Below are 15,546 nucleotides of genomic sequence, written 5' to 3' on the forward strand. Positions count from 1 at the left end.
GGCGCAGTCATCGCTCTTGCCTGACTGCGGGCCGCGCCGAGCGGCACGACCGCGGGAATTACCGCCATTCGGTAATCGGCGAATCGTCGGTTAGCCCGGGACGCGCTTCGCCGCAAGAACGCCTTCCGGTGTGCGACGGAAGCTGATTGCAAGACGGTTGTAGGCATTCATCAGGCCGATGGCCATGGTCAGGTCGGCCAGTTCCTTCTCGTCGAAGACGCGGCGGGCCGCTTCGAACTCGGCATCCGGGACGCCGGTCTGCGCGACGCGAGTCACCGTTTCGGCCCAGGCAAGCGCCGCCTGTTCGCGGTCACTGAACAGATTGCCCGTCTCCTGCCAAGCTTGAACGAGCGCCAGCTTCTCGGTTCCGACCTCCCGGTTGACGAGGCTCCGGGTGTGCATGTCCAGACAAAACGCACATCCATTGATCTGGCTGATGCGCAGGTAGACCAGTTCGAGCAAAACTTCGTCAAGCCCGCATTGCGCGACGTATTTATAGACACTGCCGAGGGCTTTCACCCCGCCAGGCGAGGCTTTCGTGTAATCCAGTCGTTCATTCATCTCGAGATTTCTGCTCATCAAGGGTAGTCAAATTCTTGTCGTCGGTATCGACGATGAATACGGCAAGCAACCGGGCCGGTTCGGTGTCGCTCGCGTTCCGACTGACGACGTGATGCGCCCCGGGCAACTCGTGCCAACTCTCCCCCGCAGCGTAGATGCGCTCCGGCTGTCCTGCCACCTGGCTCACGATCCGGCCGGAAACGACATATGCATAGATGAACGCCGACCGTGCATGATGATGAGGCAACGATGCGCCCCCCGGCGCGTAATCTACTTCCACGGCAACCAGCGACTTGCCCGGAATGTCCGGGAGCGGGTGGGCGAAATCGGGTCTGACCGTATCGCCGGAACCGTACGCACCGCCTGCGCCGGCAAGGGTCAGCGCGAGGGCGGCGAGCAGGGGCGGCAGAATATGCGTGGGCTTCATAGGCATCTCCTTGTAGTCCACCGCCAGTATGCAAGCGTTGCGGTTCATAAAGAAGAACCGGAAACGCGCATTCTGGATGTACCATGAAGCATGGCAAAAATCCTGGACCTCAAGCTGGATCGAGCGGCCGGGACATCTTTGGCCGAGCAGATCCGTATCGGCATCACTGAAGCAATCAACAGTGGAGTGCTCGCGCCGGGCGCAAAACTGCCGTCGTGGCTCGATCTCGCCGCACAGTTGGGCGTCGCGAGGGGCACCGTCCAGGCGGCTTACGAGCGATTGGCAGACAAGCAACTCGTTGTCGCCTCCCGCTCCGGCGGGACACGGGTGACGGATCTTCCGACCAGGATTGCAGTGCCGGAGCCGTCTCCGGTGGAGGGTTCGCTGCCATCGCTATACCAGGATTTTTCTACCGGAACATCCATTTTCCAGAATGGCGTACCCGCGCTGGATTCCTTTCCGGTCACGCTGTTCGCCCGATTACGCGCTCATGCCGCTCGTGCCGAAGTGGCTGCGCCGTGCATCTATCCGGACCCTCGCGGAGAACTCGGGCTCCGGCGCGAGATCGCGGCGCATCTGGCACTTTCGCGGGGCATCAAATGCAGCGCGTCGCAGATCTTCATTACCGGGGGTTTCTCCGGTGCGCTCGGGGTCGCGCTGTGGGTCCTCAGGGCCGAAGGCCGATCGGCCTGGGTAGAAAACCCGGGATTTCCTCCCAGTCGTAGAGCACTCGAACTCGCACGGCTCGCTCCGGTTCCGATTCCCGTCGACGAAAACGGCATCGACGTTGCTTTCGGGATCCGACATGCCGCCGATGCAGCCGTCGCGCTGGTGACCCCCGGTCAGCAGGCTCCTACGGGCGTGCCCCTTTCACTCGCCCGACGAGTTCAATTGATCGAATGGGCGACGCACTCCGACGCGTGGATCATCGAGGACGACTATCTCGGTGAGCTCCAGCTGATGCGACGTGCGGCACCCGCGCTGGCATCACTCGGCCCCGAACGCGTCGTCCATATCGGCTCGTTCAGCAAGACGATCAGTCCTGCGCTTCGATTGGGCTTCGTCATTGCGCCCACTCCCCTCGTTTCCCGGTTTGCCGAAGCGGTAATGTGCCTGGCTCCCGCGCCCGGTCCCGCCGTGCAATCGGCAACGGCCGAGTTCATGCGCGACGGACATTACATACGTCATCTTCGGCGCATGAAGCGCGTCTATTCGAGCCGTAGCAATGCATTGCACGCGATGCTCGAATCCCGCGGAATGACCGCGCGGCCAGCCGGCCTTGCCGCACTGTTATGGCTCCCCGAGGGCGCGAACGACGGCGCGATCGTTCGCGGGGCTCACGAGTTCGGTCTGGCGCCTTCTCCACTTTCAGCCTGGTTCAGCCCCGGAGGAGTCCAGCATCCGGGGCTCCTCCTGGGCGTTTCCAATGCAACCGAAGACCGGCTTCCAGCCGCCTGTGAGCACCTGCATCGACTGATCCTGAGATTCTCCTGACGTGGTTTGAACGATCGCGCCGGTTCATTCCATGCCAAAGACGAAGCCGAATCCTCATGCGTCGATTCCATAGCCTCGGAGACTGGGAGAATTCTGCGCCGTAACGACAGCTTGCCTGGGCATTCCCGGCAAGGCGCCGGGGGCGAAATCGGGACGCGCAGCGAGCTATGCAACCCGAATTCGGAGGTCCCCCGCGACCCCGCCGGAGGCGCCTAGACGCGCTCTTTTTCGCGGCCGCTCACTCCAGCGCGAGCTGCGCCTTGACCCACAACGTCCGGCCCGGCTCGTTGATCGGCTCGCCTGACGGTGCCTCGTAGCCGCTGATGGCCGCACCCGATTTCGACAGGTGCTCGCGGTAGGTGCGGTCGAACACGTTATCGACGCCCGCGGTCAGCAGCAGCGAGCGCGATGGCCGCCAGCCGGCATTCAGCGACAGCACTGCAAAGCCGGGCGTCGGGCCGAGATCTATGCCGTTCGCGACGATGCTGCCCGATCCGACGTCGACGCGGTCCTGCTCGGCGACGAGCCGCAGCAAGGCGCCGTACGAGAACACGCGATCGTTGTATTCGATGCCGAGGCGCGCTTCGAGCGGCGGCTGCTGCGCGAGCGGCTTGTCATCGCTGTCGTTTTCGCCGCGCACCCAGGCGAGGGTCCCGGTCGCGATCCAGTTCGGCGCGAAGCGCCACGCGACATCGGATTCGAAGCCGTAAACCGTCGCGTCGACGTTGCGCACGTTCGCGGTGCTCGGGGTCAGCCAGCGGAGCAGGATGTAGTCGTCGACCTTGCCGTAAAAGCCCGACACCGAGGCTTTCCAGTTTCCCGAGGCCCAGGTCGTGCCGAAATCGAGCTGGTTCGTCGTTTCCGGCGCCAGGCTCATGAAGTCCTCGCTCGCGGCGTCCGGGAACGGGTAACCGCGCATCAGCTCCCAGAAGTCCGGAAAGCGCTCGACGTGGCCCGCACCGAGATACCAGGTCGCGGCGCCGTCGAGGTAGTCACGCTCGTAGCGCACGAAGCCGCTTTCGAGCCGCTCGTCGCGTGTCTTCCGCGCGAACGGATTCGGTGCATTCCCCGGGGGCGTGCGCCGCGCCAGCGTGAGTCTTTGGTCCTTCGCCTCGTGCTCATCGACGCGCAGGCCGCCGATCACGCGGCTCACGTCGTCGACGGCGAAGGTCGCCTCGCCGAACAAGCCGTAGCGCTCGAACGCCAGGTCGTCCGTGCGACGCTGGCTGCGGTAGTTGACCCCGTTGCGCACCGTATGCTCGTCGTCCTTCGCGTCGGCGCCGACCACGAACTGCAGTGCGTCGGTCGGCGCGAGCGTCGCGGCGATGCGGCCTCCGACCGTGCGGCGATCGGGGTTGTTCAGCATCTTCATGCCGCTGTTCTGCCGCAGGCTGAAATTGTCCATCACGTGGTCGATGTAGCTGTAGTACGCCTGCGCCTCGACCTTGCGCACGAGCGGCGACAACGCGCGGCGCTCGAACTTCAGCCCGCCGTACTCGCGCTCGAACTTCGTGCCGTCCATCGCGCGGTCGGCATATGCGGCCTCGCCGTCGCTGCGGCCGAGCGAGAGTTCGAGTCGGGTGTTCTCGTCCGGCGTCCAGCCGATCGCCGCGTTCGCGTTCCACCGCGTGTAGAACGAGTGAACTTCGTTGCCGTCGCCGTCCTCGTAGTTGTCGCTGTCCGATCGCGTTGCCGCGGCCTGCGCGTAGAAGTCGGGATTGCCGCCGCGCACGTCGAGCACCTGGTCGTTGCGGCCCCAGCTCCCGAACGTCGCGCTCGCGTTGGCCTTCCAGCCGGCATGCTCCATGCGCCGGATGTCACGCTCGAAAAGCACGATTCCCGCCGAACTGCCCGGCCCGTACAGCACCGTCTGCGGTCCCTTCAGGATCGTCACGCGGTCGTACGACTCGGGATAGACGTAAGCGGTCGGCGGATCCATCCGGCCGCCGCAGCCGCCGAGGATTTCCGCGCCGTCGAGCAGGATGCCGAGCCGCGAGCCCGACATGCCGCGGAAAACCGGATCGCCGTCGGTGCCGCCCTTGCGGATCACCGAGAAGCCGGGGATGTTCTTCAGCAGGTCGGCGCCGTCGTGCGCGGGCAGCGGCTGGCGCGGTGCCTTCGGGTCGGTCGTGACGGTCAGCGGCGCGTCGATCGCGGTCGCGGTGACGACGACGGTGTCGAGCGTTGCGGCGTCGGCGGAAAACGCCGGAAAAGCCATCGAAATCGCGACGGCGAGCGGCAGGCGGGTGTAGGTGTTTTTCATCTTCGTATTCCGATTCGAAACTGCGGCGACCGACGTCGCCGCGGCATTCGCTTCGTCAACTTCCCCCGCGGGCGCAGCGAGACACGGGCGCACGAGATCGCGCCCGTGCGCGGAAGCGCCGGACAGGAAGCGACAAAACGGGATTTCAGCGGGAGGGCGGTCGCGCTGCGGCGCGAGGCAGTCGAAACGACCTCGCCGAATACCGCATTACCGCCCTCCTCTCGGCGCCGCGTTCAGGAACGGGCTGCGGCGCCGGCGATGCAGGCGGGCTCTAATGGCGGCCCGCGCGGGACCGCCGAAAGCCAGACAAACCGGGGCCGCGGCGCCCGGTTGTAAAGATGCGGGAAGGGCGCCAGGTCGACCGAAAGAATCCAGGTCGGCGCAACGCTGCGACGCTGCATCGCCGGCTGACAATGCGTTGCGCAAAACGCGCAACGCTCGCCGTGGGAAGCGGCTTCGGCGCGACCCTCGCCCGATTCGTCGACCGCGACGAGCTTCATGCCCGCCGCGGTGCATACTCGAACGAAGGTCCGCGCGGCGTCCTCAGACGGGACGCCGTGGCTCATCGACGGCAGCAGCGCACCGAGCAGGATCGCGACGACGGCGATCCACGCGGTGCGCCGCCGGACCGCGGCGCTGAGCGGATTCACGTCGATTGGTACGTCATCGAGGGCTCAAGCCGCTCAGTTCCCGGCCGTTGCGAGGCCGAGCGAGCGGAGCGCGTCCGATTTGGCGACGACGCCGGAAACCGCGTGTTTGCCCCCGTGTCCGTCGAACATCAGCGTGCGCGGCAGCTCACCGCGCCATTTCGGATCGAGCGCATACGCGAGGGCTTCGGGCGCGGCATCCCCGTACGCGTAGCGTGCGCCGGGCACCGCGAGGCGATCGAGCGGCTCGGCGAGTTGCGGCGCCGCGGGCTCGACCGCGACGGTGACGATGCGCAGTTGCGGATACGCGCGCGCGATTTCCGAGAACAGCGCGAGATTCTTCTTGCAATGCACACAGTCGGACGACCACAACGCGACGATCGTCGGCCGGTCGTAACTGGCGGGGTTCACGATCTTCGCCGCACCGGCGGGATCGAGGACGGCGAAGTCCGCGGCGAGCACGAGGGGTGCCGCAATAAAGCAGCCGAGCACGGCCAGCAAGCGCATCGTCTTCATTTCAGTTCGTACCCCTTCATGCCTTCGGCGCCGGTGCGCCAGAACGCGAACAGTGCGTCGCCGCGACGCAGCACGCGCGGCTGGTCGGAAGCCCCGTCCGTCGACGCGAGTTCGATGGCGCGGAAATGTTCGCCGCCATCGTCCGAAAGCTCGCCGCGCAACCGCGTGCGTTCGCCGTCGAATTCCTTCCAGACGATTGCCATGCGCCGGCCGCTGATGGCGATATCCGCATGCGCCGCTCGGTCGCCGCCGATCGCCCGCTGCCCTTCGGTGCGCCCGCTCGCGAGCCGGCCGTAGAACACGCGCCCTTCCCCGTCCTTTTCATTGAACCACACCGCGTGGCGCGTACCGTCCGGTGCAACCGCGAGCGAAGGTCCGTGATGCGGGCAGGCGTCGATGCGCCAGCGGTCGAACGTCGCGCGCGAGACCTCGCCAGCCACGCCGTCCGGCCCGATCTTCGCAATCGCGTGGTCGCGCTCGTTCGGCTCGAAGACGTGCCGCCACATCACGAGCGGCAAGCCGTCGGTGTCGTTCGCGATCGCGATCCGGCAGCATTCGCACGAGTGATCCGCGACTTTCACTTCGGGTCGGAACGTCCGCCCGCCGTCGTCGGACAACGCGGCATATACCGCCGCGCCGCGATACGCGCGCTCGCCGGCCTGCGCGGCTTCGAGGTCCCGCTTGTCGATCCACGCGACGAGGACCTGCCCGCTCCCGGTGAGCGCGAGCGTCTCGAAGCGGTGCGTGATCTCCTGGCGGTCGCGATGCACCGTGATCGGCTCGCCGAACCGACGGCCGTCGTCCGAACGCGCGAACCGGATTTCGCCCGTATAAGGCTTCGCAAGCGGACGCGTCCATGACACGAGCACGCCGCCGTCGCGTGCGAAAGCGAGCTTCGGACGGTTTTCGCCGTCGGCGGAGATCGCTTCGGGCGCGGCATTGACGGTGACGGGCTCGCCCCAGGTCGCGCCGTCGTCGGTGCTCCGGTGCAGCAGCACGTGCTGCCCGCCCTCCGTCACCGCGTACAGCGATCCGTCCGGCGCAAATGCGGCGCTGGTGCCAAGTTCCGGTTTCGCCGGCTTCGCGCTCGCCTGCCCATGGACATGCCCCTGGGCGGCAGCGCCGGCGGCGACGCCGAGCGCGAGCAGTGCGACACCGGCGAACTGCAGGAGGCGGCTCGGCCGCATTTCATTCACCGTGCGATCTCCCGGATACGAGTGAGCAGGAAACGAACCGATGCGCGATATCACCATTTCGCCTCGACTCCCGCAATCACCGTGCGCGGCAGGCCGGGCGAATACGCCGGCGTGCTGTTCGACGACAACTGCGCGCTGTCCGCGTAGCGCCGGTCGGTGAGGTTATTGACGCTGCCGAACAGCGAGACTTTCGGCGTCAGCGCGTAATTGCCGCGCAGGTTGAAGAGGTTGTGCCCGCCGTATTTCACCGTGTTCGCGTCGTCGAGCCAGTACGAGCCGATCCGCACCCACTCGACTTGAGCGCGGAGCGCATCGGTCGGCGTCCAGGTCAGGCGTGCATTCGACATGAAGCGCGGCGCGCTCGGTTGCTCGTTGCCGCCGAAGTCGGCGCGGTCCGTGACCCAATCGACGAACTCGTGCTTCGCGTACGACAGCGCGGCATCGAGCCGCAGCCCGCGCACGAGCGGCGCGCCGAGCCCGAGCTCGACCCCGCGATGCCGCGTCTTGCCGGCGTTCGTCGTGATGGTCTGCGTCGTTACCGGGTCGCGCTGGCTGACGATGTCGTCGCGCTTCGTCAGTTCATAGGCGACGAGATCGTAGGAGACGCCCGCCGCGACGCCCCGCACCCCCAGTTCGTACTGCTCGGCCTTGATCGCATCGAGTTCCAGCGCCGACTGCGCGAGCGCGACGGCCGCCGCGTGACTGTTCGCGCGCGACGGCCGAAACAATTGCGACTCCGACGGCGCGCGAAAACCCTGGTTGTACGACGCGAAGAGATGCGTTTCGGCGCCGAGCGCGTAGGTCGCGCCGAGCTTCGGCGTTGCGCGGCGGAAACTGACGGTCGTATTCGCCGCCTGGCCGTAAAAGCTCGTAGTGCGAATCGATGCGCCGTTCCGGGTCACGACAGTATCGGTACGAACGGCGCCCGCCGCGATTCCGTTGTCGAAATCGAAGCGCATGTCGTCGTAGCGCAGCCCGGCGGTCAGCCGCAGCCTTTCGGTCGGCGAAATCTCGCCATGCAGATAGGGCGAGATCCCGCGGTACTCGACGTCGTAGTCGTAGATGCGCGGGCCGACGCGGTAGGCGATGAACTCCTCGCTCGCGCCCGACCCGCGGGTCGTCGCGTCGATCCGGTTCTCACGCCGTTCGCCGGGACTGACGTCGAGGTCGACGCCGGCGATCAGTCGCGCGCGCAAGGGCACGAAATCCTGGCGCCACTTCGCCATCAGCCCGTAGGACCGGTTCTCGGTCTTCGCGAGCGACGGGTCGAAGCGCAAGGCGAAGCTCGCGAGCAGATCCATGCTGTTGTCGCGCACGTATGGCGTGATCGACAGCAGCGAGTCACCCATGTCGCGCTCGTAGCTCGTCGACAGGCGCAGCGCGCTGACCTTGCGGAATGCGATCGGCAGGTAGTTCCGCGTCGGATCGTGCTTGTAGTCGCCGCGGATCAGCGGCGAGTTCGCGCCCGTCTCCTGGTCGATCTCGGAGAAGCCGAGCACCGTCTTCAGCAAGGTACTGTCGTCGACGAAATGATCCCAGCGCAGCGTGCCGCTCTTGCGGTCATAGCCGGTGTCGTCGCGCCAGCCGTCAGTCTTCGTCAGGTTGAGGTCACCCCGCCAGCCGCCGTTTTCGTAACCGTTCCCGCCGCCGACGAGCGCCCGCTTCCAGCCGTGCTCGCCGATTTCGACCGACGCCTGTGCTTCCAGCTTCGTCGGCGGCGTCCGTGTCAGCACGTTGACGACGCCGCCGATCGCATCCGATCCATACAGCGCCGACGACGGCCCGCGATTGACCTCGATGCCGCCCGCCTGCGGCACGTTGATCTCGTACAGCGCGTTGTGGTTGAAGAAACCGGTCGAACGCGACGGGATGCCGTCTTCTAGGAACAGATAGACCGGCGCGGTCGTGAACGGCTGGCGGATCGCGGTCGTGTGCCCTTCGCCATTCGTCACCGCGACGGCGGCGCCCGGGATCTGGCTCAGTACCTGCGCCGGGTGCGACGGCTTGTCCGCCGCGAGGTCGGCGCCTTTGACCGAGCCGACCGAAGCGGGCGTCTCGACGAGGCGCGCTGCTTCGCGCGTCGCAGTCACAGTGACCTCTTCGAGAATGCTTTCCGCGTCCGCCGCAATCGCGCTTCCGGCAGCGCAGGCCGCCGAAAGCAGCGCGAGAACGTGTCGCTCAACCCCCATGACCCGCTCCGTGCGCAGCGTTGAGCGGCCGCACCGGTGCGGAAACCTCGACGGCTTGACGCTTCCCGTCCTTGCCCTCGACGACGAGCACGAACGGCACGGTTTCTCCCTCGACCATCGGCTGCTTCAGGTCGAACAGCATGATGTGATGCGCGCCCGGTTTCAGCTCGACCGCGGTGCCCGCTGGCAGATCGACCGCGGCGACGGGCCGCATCTTCATCACGTCGTTCTGCATCGCCATCTCGTGGAGCTCGACCTTTCCGGCGACCGGACTCCGTGCCGAGACGAGGCGCGCGTCCCGCGCCGAAGTGATGCGCATGAACGCGCCGGTGACTTTCTGCTGCGGGACGGTCGCCCGCACCCAGGGATCGTCGATCTTCACCTGCGCGAACGCGGGACCGGCGAGGACGGCGAACGACAGCGCGATCAAAGCGAGCTTTTTCATGATTTGTGCTCCATCCGTTTCGAAGGTTGGCGAAACATCCGGCACGACGACCACGGCAAGCGCCGTCCCCTGCGGGGAGCGCGTGCGCGGGCGGTCCGGTTCGTGCCGAACGTTATGACGGAATTTCGCGAATTGCAGTTCGGAACGGCGCGGTCGCGTCGCAGGAGGACGCGAACCGTTGCCGTTCAGACGTGCGGAAGCGGAGGAGCGCGGGGTTGCGCCGCCGCCCAGACGAAAAGCGGACGCGGCGCGTGGAAGAAGAGGGAGGGGAAAGATTCGGAGCCGCCGCTCAGCGCGAACGGCGGGACCGGCGAAGACGGAAGCGCGGGAAAATGGGCGTGGGTCGCGCAGAAGGAGCAGCGCTCAGCCGCCAACAGATTGGCGTCGTCGCTCTTGCCCTTGGCGGCCGCATCGTCGACGGCGACCATCTTCATGCCGGCGACGGTGCACACCTGGACCATCCGTTTGCCATTGCCCGGCTGCGAGAGCGCGTGGCTCAGCGTCGGCGCGAGCGCACCGAGCAGGATCGCGAACATCGCGATCCAGGCGGTCATGCTGCGGGTCGAGCGTCTGGATGACATCGAAAATCGCACTGCTGGCTCGGTCGATAGGCTGTCGCGATTCTAGCGGGCGGGGATCGCAAACCCTTGATCGCAATCAAGGACCGAAATCGCACGGCCCGCATCGTGCGCGCGGCGGTCGCCGCGCGTCAACCCCAGCACTCAATCGAGCCAGCGGCGCGCATTGCGGAACATCCGCATCCACGGCGAGTCCTCCCCGGCTTCCGGGGAATGCCAGCTCATCTGCACCGTGCGGGCCGTGCGTTCCGGGTGCGGCATCATGATCGTGAAGCGCCCGTCCGCGGTCGTGAAGCCGGTCAGCCCATCCGCCGACCCGTTCGGGTTGAACGGGTACGACGTCGCCGGCGCGCCGTGGTTGTCGATGTGGCGGACCGCCGCAATCGCCCGCGCCGCGTCGGCTGCGGCGCGGAAGACCGCCCTGCCCTCGCCGTGGCTGACGACGATCGGCATCCGGCTGCCGGCCATCCCGGCGAACAGGATCGACGGACTGTCGAGCACTTCCGCCATCACGAAGCGCGCTTCGAACTGCTCGCTGCGGTTGCGGTGGAAGGTCGGCCAGTGCTCGGCGCCCGGAATGATCGCCGCGAGGTTCCCCATCATCTGGCAGCCGTTGCAGACGCCGAGCGCGAAGGTGTCGCCGCGGCCGAAAAAAGTCTCGAACTGCTCGCGCAGAGCCGGGTTGAACAGGATCGACTTCGCCCAGCCCTGTCCCGCCCCGAGCACGTCGCCGTACGAGAACCCGCCGCAGGCCGCGAAACCGTGGAACTCGGCCAACTGGTGGCGCCCCGCCTGCAGGTCCGACATGTGCACGTCGTACGGCACGAAGCCGGCGCGCTCGAAGGCCGCGGCCATCTCGGCCTGCGAATTGACCCCCTGCTCGCGCAGAATCGCGATCTTCGGCCGCCTGCCAGTCGCGATCATCGGCGCGACGATGTCTTCGGCCGTGTCGAACGTCAGCGACATGCTCAGGCCGGGGTTCGTCGTATCCGCCAACGCGTCGAACTCCTCCTTCGCGCAGTCGGCGTCGTCGCGCAGACGGGCGACGCGGTAGCTCGTCTCGGACCAGGCCTGGAGCAACTCGGCGCGCGGCGCATTGAACACGAGTTTCGCGTTGCGCCAGAAGCGGATCTCGTCCTTCGCATTCGGCTCGCCGAGGAAGTGGTAGGTGAGCCCAGCCTCGCGCAGCGGCGCCGTGACGCGGGCGCGGTCCTCGCGCCGGATCTGGATCACCGCGCCGAGTTCCTCCGCGAACAGCCCGCCGAACAGCCGGTCGTTGAGGCGCCCCTTGATCGTGTCGGGCTTCTTGTCGAGGCCGTCGACGTCGTTCATGTACTGGTCGTAACAGACCGTGTCGAGCACGACGGACAGGCCGCACTTCGACGCGAACGCCATTTCGCACAGCGTCGCGAAGAGGCCGCCGTCGCTGCGGTCGTGGTACGCGAGCAGCAGCCCGTCGCGGCGGAACTGCTGGACCAGCGCGAAGAATTTCGCGAGCTGCGTGGCCTCGACGTCGGGGATCTGCTCGCCGACCGAGCCGAACACCTGCGCAAGCGCCGAGCCGCCGAGGCGGTTACGGTCGTTGCCGAGGTCGATCAGCATCAGCTCGGTCTCGACGCCTTCGGGGAACTGCAGCTGCGGCGTCAGTGTGCGGCGGATGTCCTCGACCGGCGCGAACGACGTGACGATCAGCGACAAGGGCGCAACGACCTGGCGGTCCTGCCCCGCGTCCTGCCACGCGGTCTTCATCGACAGCGAGTCCTTGCCGACCGGGATCGCAATCCCGGCCTGCTGGCAGAACTGCGACACCGCGCTGACGGTGTCGTAGAGCTTTGCGTCCTCGCCGCGGTGGCCGGCCGCGGCCATCCAGTTGGCCGAGAGTTTGATCCGGCCGAGGTCCGTAATGTCGGCCGCGGCGATATTCGTGATCGCTTCGCCGACCGCCATCCGGCCGGACGCGGGCGCATCGAGGCACGCGAGCGGCGTACGCTCGCCCATCGCGAACGCTTCGCCCTGGTAGCCGTGGAAGCTCATCGCGGTGACCGCGACGTCGGCGACCGGAACCTGCCACGGTCCGACCATCTGGTCGCGTGCGGTCATGCCGCCGACCGAGCGGTCGCCGATCGTGATCAGGAAGCTCTTGCTCGCAACCGTCGGCAGACGCAGCACGCGCAGGCACGCGTCTTTCAGGTCGACGTCGGTGACGTCGAACGGCGGCACATGCGCCGCGCGCCGCGACACGTTGCGCGTCATCTTCGGGGGCTTGCCGAGCAGTACCTGCATTTCCATGTCGACCGGCTTGTTGCCGAAGTGGCGGTCGGCGACGGTGAGGTGGCCGTCAGCCGTTGCCTCGCCGAGGACGGCGAACGGGCAGCGCTCGCGTTCGCAGATCGCGCGAAACTCGTCGAGACTCTCCGGCGCAATCGCAAGGACATAGCGCTCCTGCGACTCGTTGCTCCAGATCTCGCGCGGGCTCATGCCCGGCTCCTCGATATGCACTTCGCGCAGCTCGAAGTGTGCGCCGAGGCCGGCCGACTCCGCGAGCTCGGGCATCGCGTTCGACAGACCGCCCGCACCGACGTCGTGGATCGACAGGATCGGGTTCGCGTCGCCACGCTGCCAGCACGCGTCGATGACCTCCTGGCAGCGGCGCTGGATCTCGGGGTTGCCGCGCTGCACCGACGCGAAATCGAGGTCGGCCGTGTTCGTGCCGGTCGCCATGCTCGACGCCGCACCGCCGCCGAGTCCGATCAGCATTCCGGGTCCGCCGAGCTGGATCAGCAGCGTGCCGGGCGCGAACTGGATCTTGTGCGACTGCTGCGCCTGGATGCTGCCGAGGCCGCCGGCGATCATGATCGGCTTGTGATAGCCGCGCACCTCGCCCTGCACTTCCTGCTCGAAAGTGCGGAAGTAGCCGGCGAGGTTCGGGCGGCCGAACTCGTTGTTGAACGCGGCGCCGCCGATCGGCCCCTCGATCATGATGTCGAGCGCCGACGCGATGCGGTCCGGCTTGCCGTACGGCTTCTCCCAGGGCTGGACGAAATCGGGGATGTTGAGGTTCGACACCGAGAACCCCGTCAGGCCCGCCTTCGGCTTCGAGCCGCGGCCGGTCGCGCCCTCGTCGCGGATCTCGCCGCCGGCGCCGGTCGCGGCCCCCGGGAACGGGGAGATCGCCGTCGGGTGGTTATGGGTCTCGACTTTCGCGAGGATGTGCGTCTCTTCGGCGCGGAAGCGCCATTGACCGTCCGCGTCCGCGTAGAAGCGATCGATCGTCGCGCCCTCGATCACCGACGCGTTGTCCGAATAGGCGACGACGGTGCCTTCCGGATGCGCCTTGTGCGTCTCGCGGATCATGCCGAACAACGTCTTGTCCATCGTCCGCGCGTCGATCACCCAGTCCGCGTTGAAGATCTTGTGGCGGCAGTGCTCCGAGTTCGCCTGTGCGAACATCATCAGCTCGACGTCGGTCGGATTGCGCGCGATGCGGGTGAAGTTGTCGACGAGGTAGTCGATTTCGTCGTCCGACAGCGCGAGGCCCAGTTCGACGTTCGCCGCGACGAGCGCTTCACGGCCGCCGCCGAGCAGGTCGACCGAGGTCAGCGGCTTCGGCTCGTAGTGGTGGAACAGTGCTTCGGCCGCGTCGGCGTCCGGCAGCACCGACTCCGTCATGCGGTCATGCAGCAGCGGCAACACGGCCGGAAGCTGGCGGTCGTCGAGACCGCCTTTCGTGTCGAGCGAATAGGCCACGCCCCGCTCGATCCGGGTGACCTTGTCGAACCCGCATTGGCGCGCGATGTCGGTCGCCTTCGACGACCACGGGGAAATCGTCCCGAGCCGCGGGACGACGAGCAGCTGCGCACCGGCGGGCGCCTGCGACGACGCCGGCACCGCGCCGAGCAGGTCGACGAGCCGGGCCCGCTCGTCCTGCGACAGCGGCGCCGTGAGCTCGACGAAGTACCAGTGCTCGGCCGCGAGCGCCCTCAGTTTCGGCAGCGCCGCCGAGACGGTGCGGAACAGCCGTTCCTGGCGGGAAGAAGAGAGCGCCGCGGCGCCGCGCAGCTTGAGAATTTCGGCCATTTGTCAGGTGCGAAGGTAAGGGAGAGGTGAGCGTCGTCCGCTCGTCGGAAGCCCGAAATTATACCCGACGACCGCAACTCCGCCCGCTGCGCTTCCCTCTCCCGACCATCCGGCGATAAATCGCATCGCCGCGACAGACGAATTCAGCGCGCGGGTGCGCGAGAGGCCGCCATGGACGCTGGAAGCCGCGGGTGGCGGACGTCGCCTCGACTCGGTCCGACCTGGGACGTGGCTCCGCCGAGTCGGTTCGGCGTTGGCCGACGTGAGCCGAAAGCGAAGGCCGACACGGACTTCGCGAACTCTGGGAGGGGGCTCAGTCCGCCCGCCCCACCTGTGGAGTCGCAACCGGCAAATCGATGACCTTCTTCTCCGCCGTGGCCTCATCGGCTTTTTCGAGCCGCCCTTCGACGACCGCACCGCAATCCATCTGCAACTGCCGGTAGGTGATGTTGCCCGAAACGCGGGCGTTGTCCTGGAGCTCGAGGAAATGCTCGACTTCGAGATCGCCGGCGATCAGACCGTTGATCACTGCGTCATGAGCGCGCACGCGCCCGGTGATCGATCCCTTGTTGCTGAGCACCAGCAGGCTGCGCTCCCCGACCTTGCCGAGCACGTTGCCCTCGATCTTTCCGTCGACCCGCAAGCCGCCGGAAAACAGCACGTCGCCGACAATCTCCAGATTGTCGGAAATGAGGCTCGAGAGCTTCGTTACTTCGATCGCCTTGTTTCGCTTGCGTCCGAACATGTCCTCACCTTCAGGAAATACGCCTCTCGACTCGGGGAGCTCAGCGGCTTGCCGCCGGCTTTCCTGCCGACTTGACGAACGCCAGCTCTTCGCGCGTCTGCCTGAGGACTTCGTTGAGGCTCGTCACCTGGCGTTCGAGTTCGCTGCGGGTCGCCAGCTCGACGTCCAGTTCGAGGCGGATCTTGTTCAAGCTGCTGCGCAACTCACGTGCTTCGAGCTGCGCGTCGGTCAGGAAGGCCGCGGGCGCGTGCTCCTGCAGATAGCCGAAACCGGCAACCGAAACGAGCAGCAGCACCGGGATCGTGCTCGCGAACAGCAGCTTGCGCCGGTGCGCGCGCGGCGAGGCGACGACGTAGGGGTCGCGGGTCAGCGTGCGGTGGTCGAAACGGCGACGGGCGGCCATACGGA

13 protein-coding genes are annotated in these 15,546 nt (G+C 66.8%); 1 reads left to right on the top strand and 12 read right to left on the bottom strand.

From position 1 onward, the window contains the following. Positions 1-90: 90 nt before the first annotated feature. Both ROZ37_RS15190 and ROZ37_RS15195 read right to left on the bottom strand, forming a co-directional pair. A complete protein-coding gene (locus ROZ37_RS15190) occupies positions 91-561 on the bottom strand; it encodes a carboxymuconolactone decarboxylase family protein (protein WP_312660518.1) in 471 nt (156 codons plus the stop codon). Beyond that, positions 554-988: a cupin domain-containing protein gene (locus tag ROZ37_RS15195; RefSeq protein ID WP_312660519.1), complete on the bottom strand. Its 435-nt coding sequence runs from the start codon at positions 986-988 to the stop codon at positions 554-556. The genes ROZ37_RS15190 and ROZ37_RS15195 overlap by 8 nt, the downstream gene beginning before the upstream one ends. Before the next feature lie 90 nt (positions 989-1,078). Here ROZ37_RS15195 and ROZ37_RS15200 point away from each other — a divergent pair, with 90 nt between their 5' ends. Then, positions 1,079-2,482: a PLP-dependent aminotransferase family protein gene (locus ROZ37_RS15200; RefSeq protein ID WP_312660520.1), complete on the top strand. Its 1,404-nt coding sequence runs from the start codon at positions 1,079-1,081 to the stop codon at positions 2,480-2,482. 238 nt (positions 2,483-2,720) lie between these two features. Here the strand turns inward: ROZ37_RS15200 and ROZ37_RS15205 are convergent, their stop codons facing one another. The 10 genes from ROZ37_RS15205 to ROZ37_RS15250 all read right to left on the bottom strand — a co-directional run bounded on the left by ROZ37_RS15205 (position 2,721) and on the right by ROZ37_RS15250 (position 15,541). Continuing rightward, the gene (locus ROZ37_RS15205; RefSeq protein ID WP_312660521.1) at positions 2,721-4,745 is read right to left on the bottom strand and encodes a TonB-dependent copper receptor; all 2,025 of its coding nucleotides are present in this window, start codon (positions 4,743-4,745) and stop codon (positions 2,721-2,723) included. Between the two features lie 233 nt (positions 4,746-4,978). Continuing rightward, positions 4,979-5,395 carry a DUF2946 family protein gene (locus ROZ37_RS15210; protein ID WP_312660522.1) on the bottom strand — a complete coding sequence of 139 codons (417 nt, stop codon included), beginning with the start codon at positions 5,393-5,395 and terminating at the stop codon, positions 4,979-4,981. Between the two features lie 33 nt (positions 5,396-5,428). Then, positions 5,429-5,908, bottom strand: coding sequence for a hypothetical protein (locus ROZ37_RS15215; RefSeq protein ID WP_312660523.1), 480 nt, complete (start codon positions 5,906-5,908; stop codon positions 5,429-5,431). Continuing rightward, positions 5,905-7,095 carry a sialidase family protein gene (locus ROZ37_RS15220; RefSeq protein ID WP_312660595.1) on the bottom strand — a complete coding sequence of 397 codons (1,191 nt, stop codon included), beginning with the start codon at positions 7,093-7,095 and terminating at the stop codon, positions 5,905-5,907. The genes ROZ37_RS15215 and ROZ37_RS15220 overlap by 4 nt, the downstream gene beginning before the upstream one ends. A 59-nt stretch (positions 7,096-7,154) precedes the next feature. Beyond that, positions 7,155-9,293 carry a TonB-dependent receptor gene (locus ROZ37_RS15225; protein WP_312660524.1) on the bottom strand — a complete coding sequence of 713 codons (2,139 nt, stop codon included), beginning with the start codon at positions 9,291-9,293 and terminating at the stop codon, positions 7,155-7,157. Continuing rightward, a complete protein-coding gene (locus ROZ37_RS15230; RefSeq protein ID WP_312660525.1) occupies positions 9,283-9,738 on the bottom strand; it encodes a copper chaperone PCu(A)C in 456 nt (151 codons plus the stop codon). Before ROZ37_RS15230 ends, ROZ37_RS15225 begins: the two co-directional genes overlap by 11 nt. Positions 9,739-9,923: 185 nt before the next feature. Further along, a complete protein-coding gene (locus ROZ37_RS15235; protein WP_312660526.1) occupies positions 9,924-10,319 on the bottom strand; it encodes a DUF2946 domain-containing protein in 396 nt (131 codons plus the stop codon). A 141-nt stretch (positions 10,320-10,460) separates the two neighbouring features. After that, positions 10,461-14,393, bottom strand: coding sequence for a phosphoribosylformylglycinamidine synthase (purL, locus tag ROZ37_RS15240; protein ID WP_312660528.1), 3,933 nt, complete (start codon positions 14,391-14,393; stop codon positions 10,461-10,463). Between the two features lie 313 nt (positions 14,394-14,706). Continuing rightward, positions 14,707-15,138 carry a polymer-forming cytoskeletal protein gene (locus ROZ37_RS15245; protein ID WP_312660529.1) on the bottom strand — a complete coding sequence of 144 codons (432 nt, stop codon included), beginning with the start codon at positions 15,136-15,138 and terminating at the stop codon, positions 14,707-14,709. Between the two features lie 40 nt (positions 15,139-15,178). Further along, complete coding sequence (locus tag ROZ37_RS15250; protein ID WP_312660531.1) at positions 15,179-15,541, bottom strand: hypothetical protein; 363 nt, start codon at positions 15,539-15,541, stop codon at positions 15,179-15,181. Positions 15,542-15,546: the final 5 nt, after the last annotated feature.

This window comes from Aromatoleum sp., from assembly GCF_032027225.1.
Lineage (GTDB): Bacteria > Pseudomonadota > Gammaproteobacteria > Burkholderiales > Rhodocyclaceae > Aromatoleum.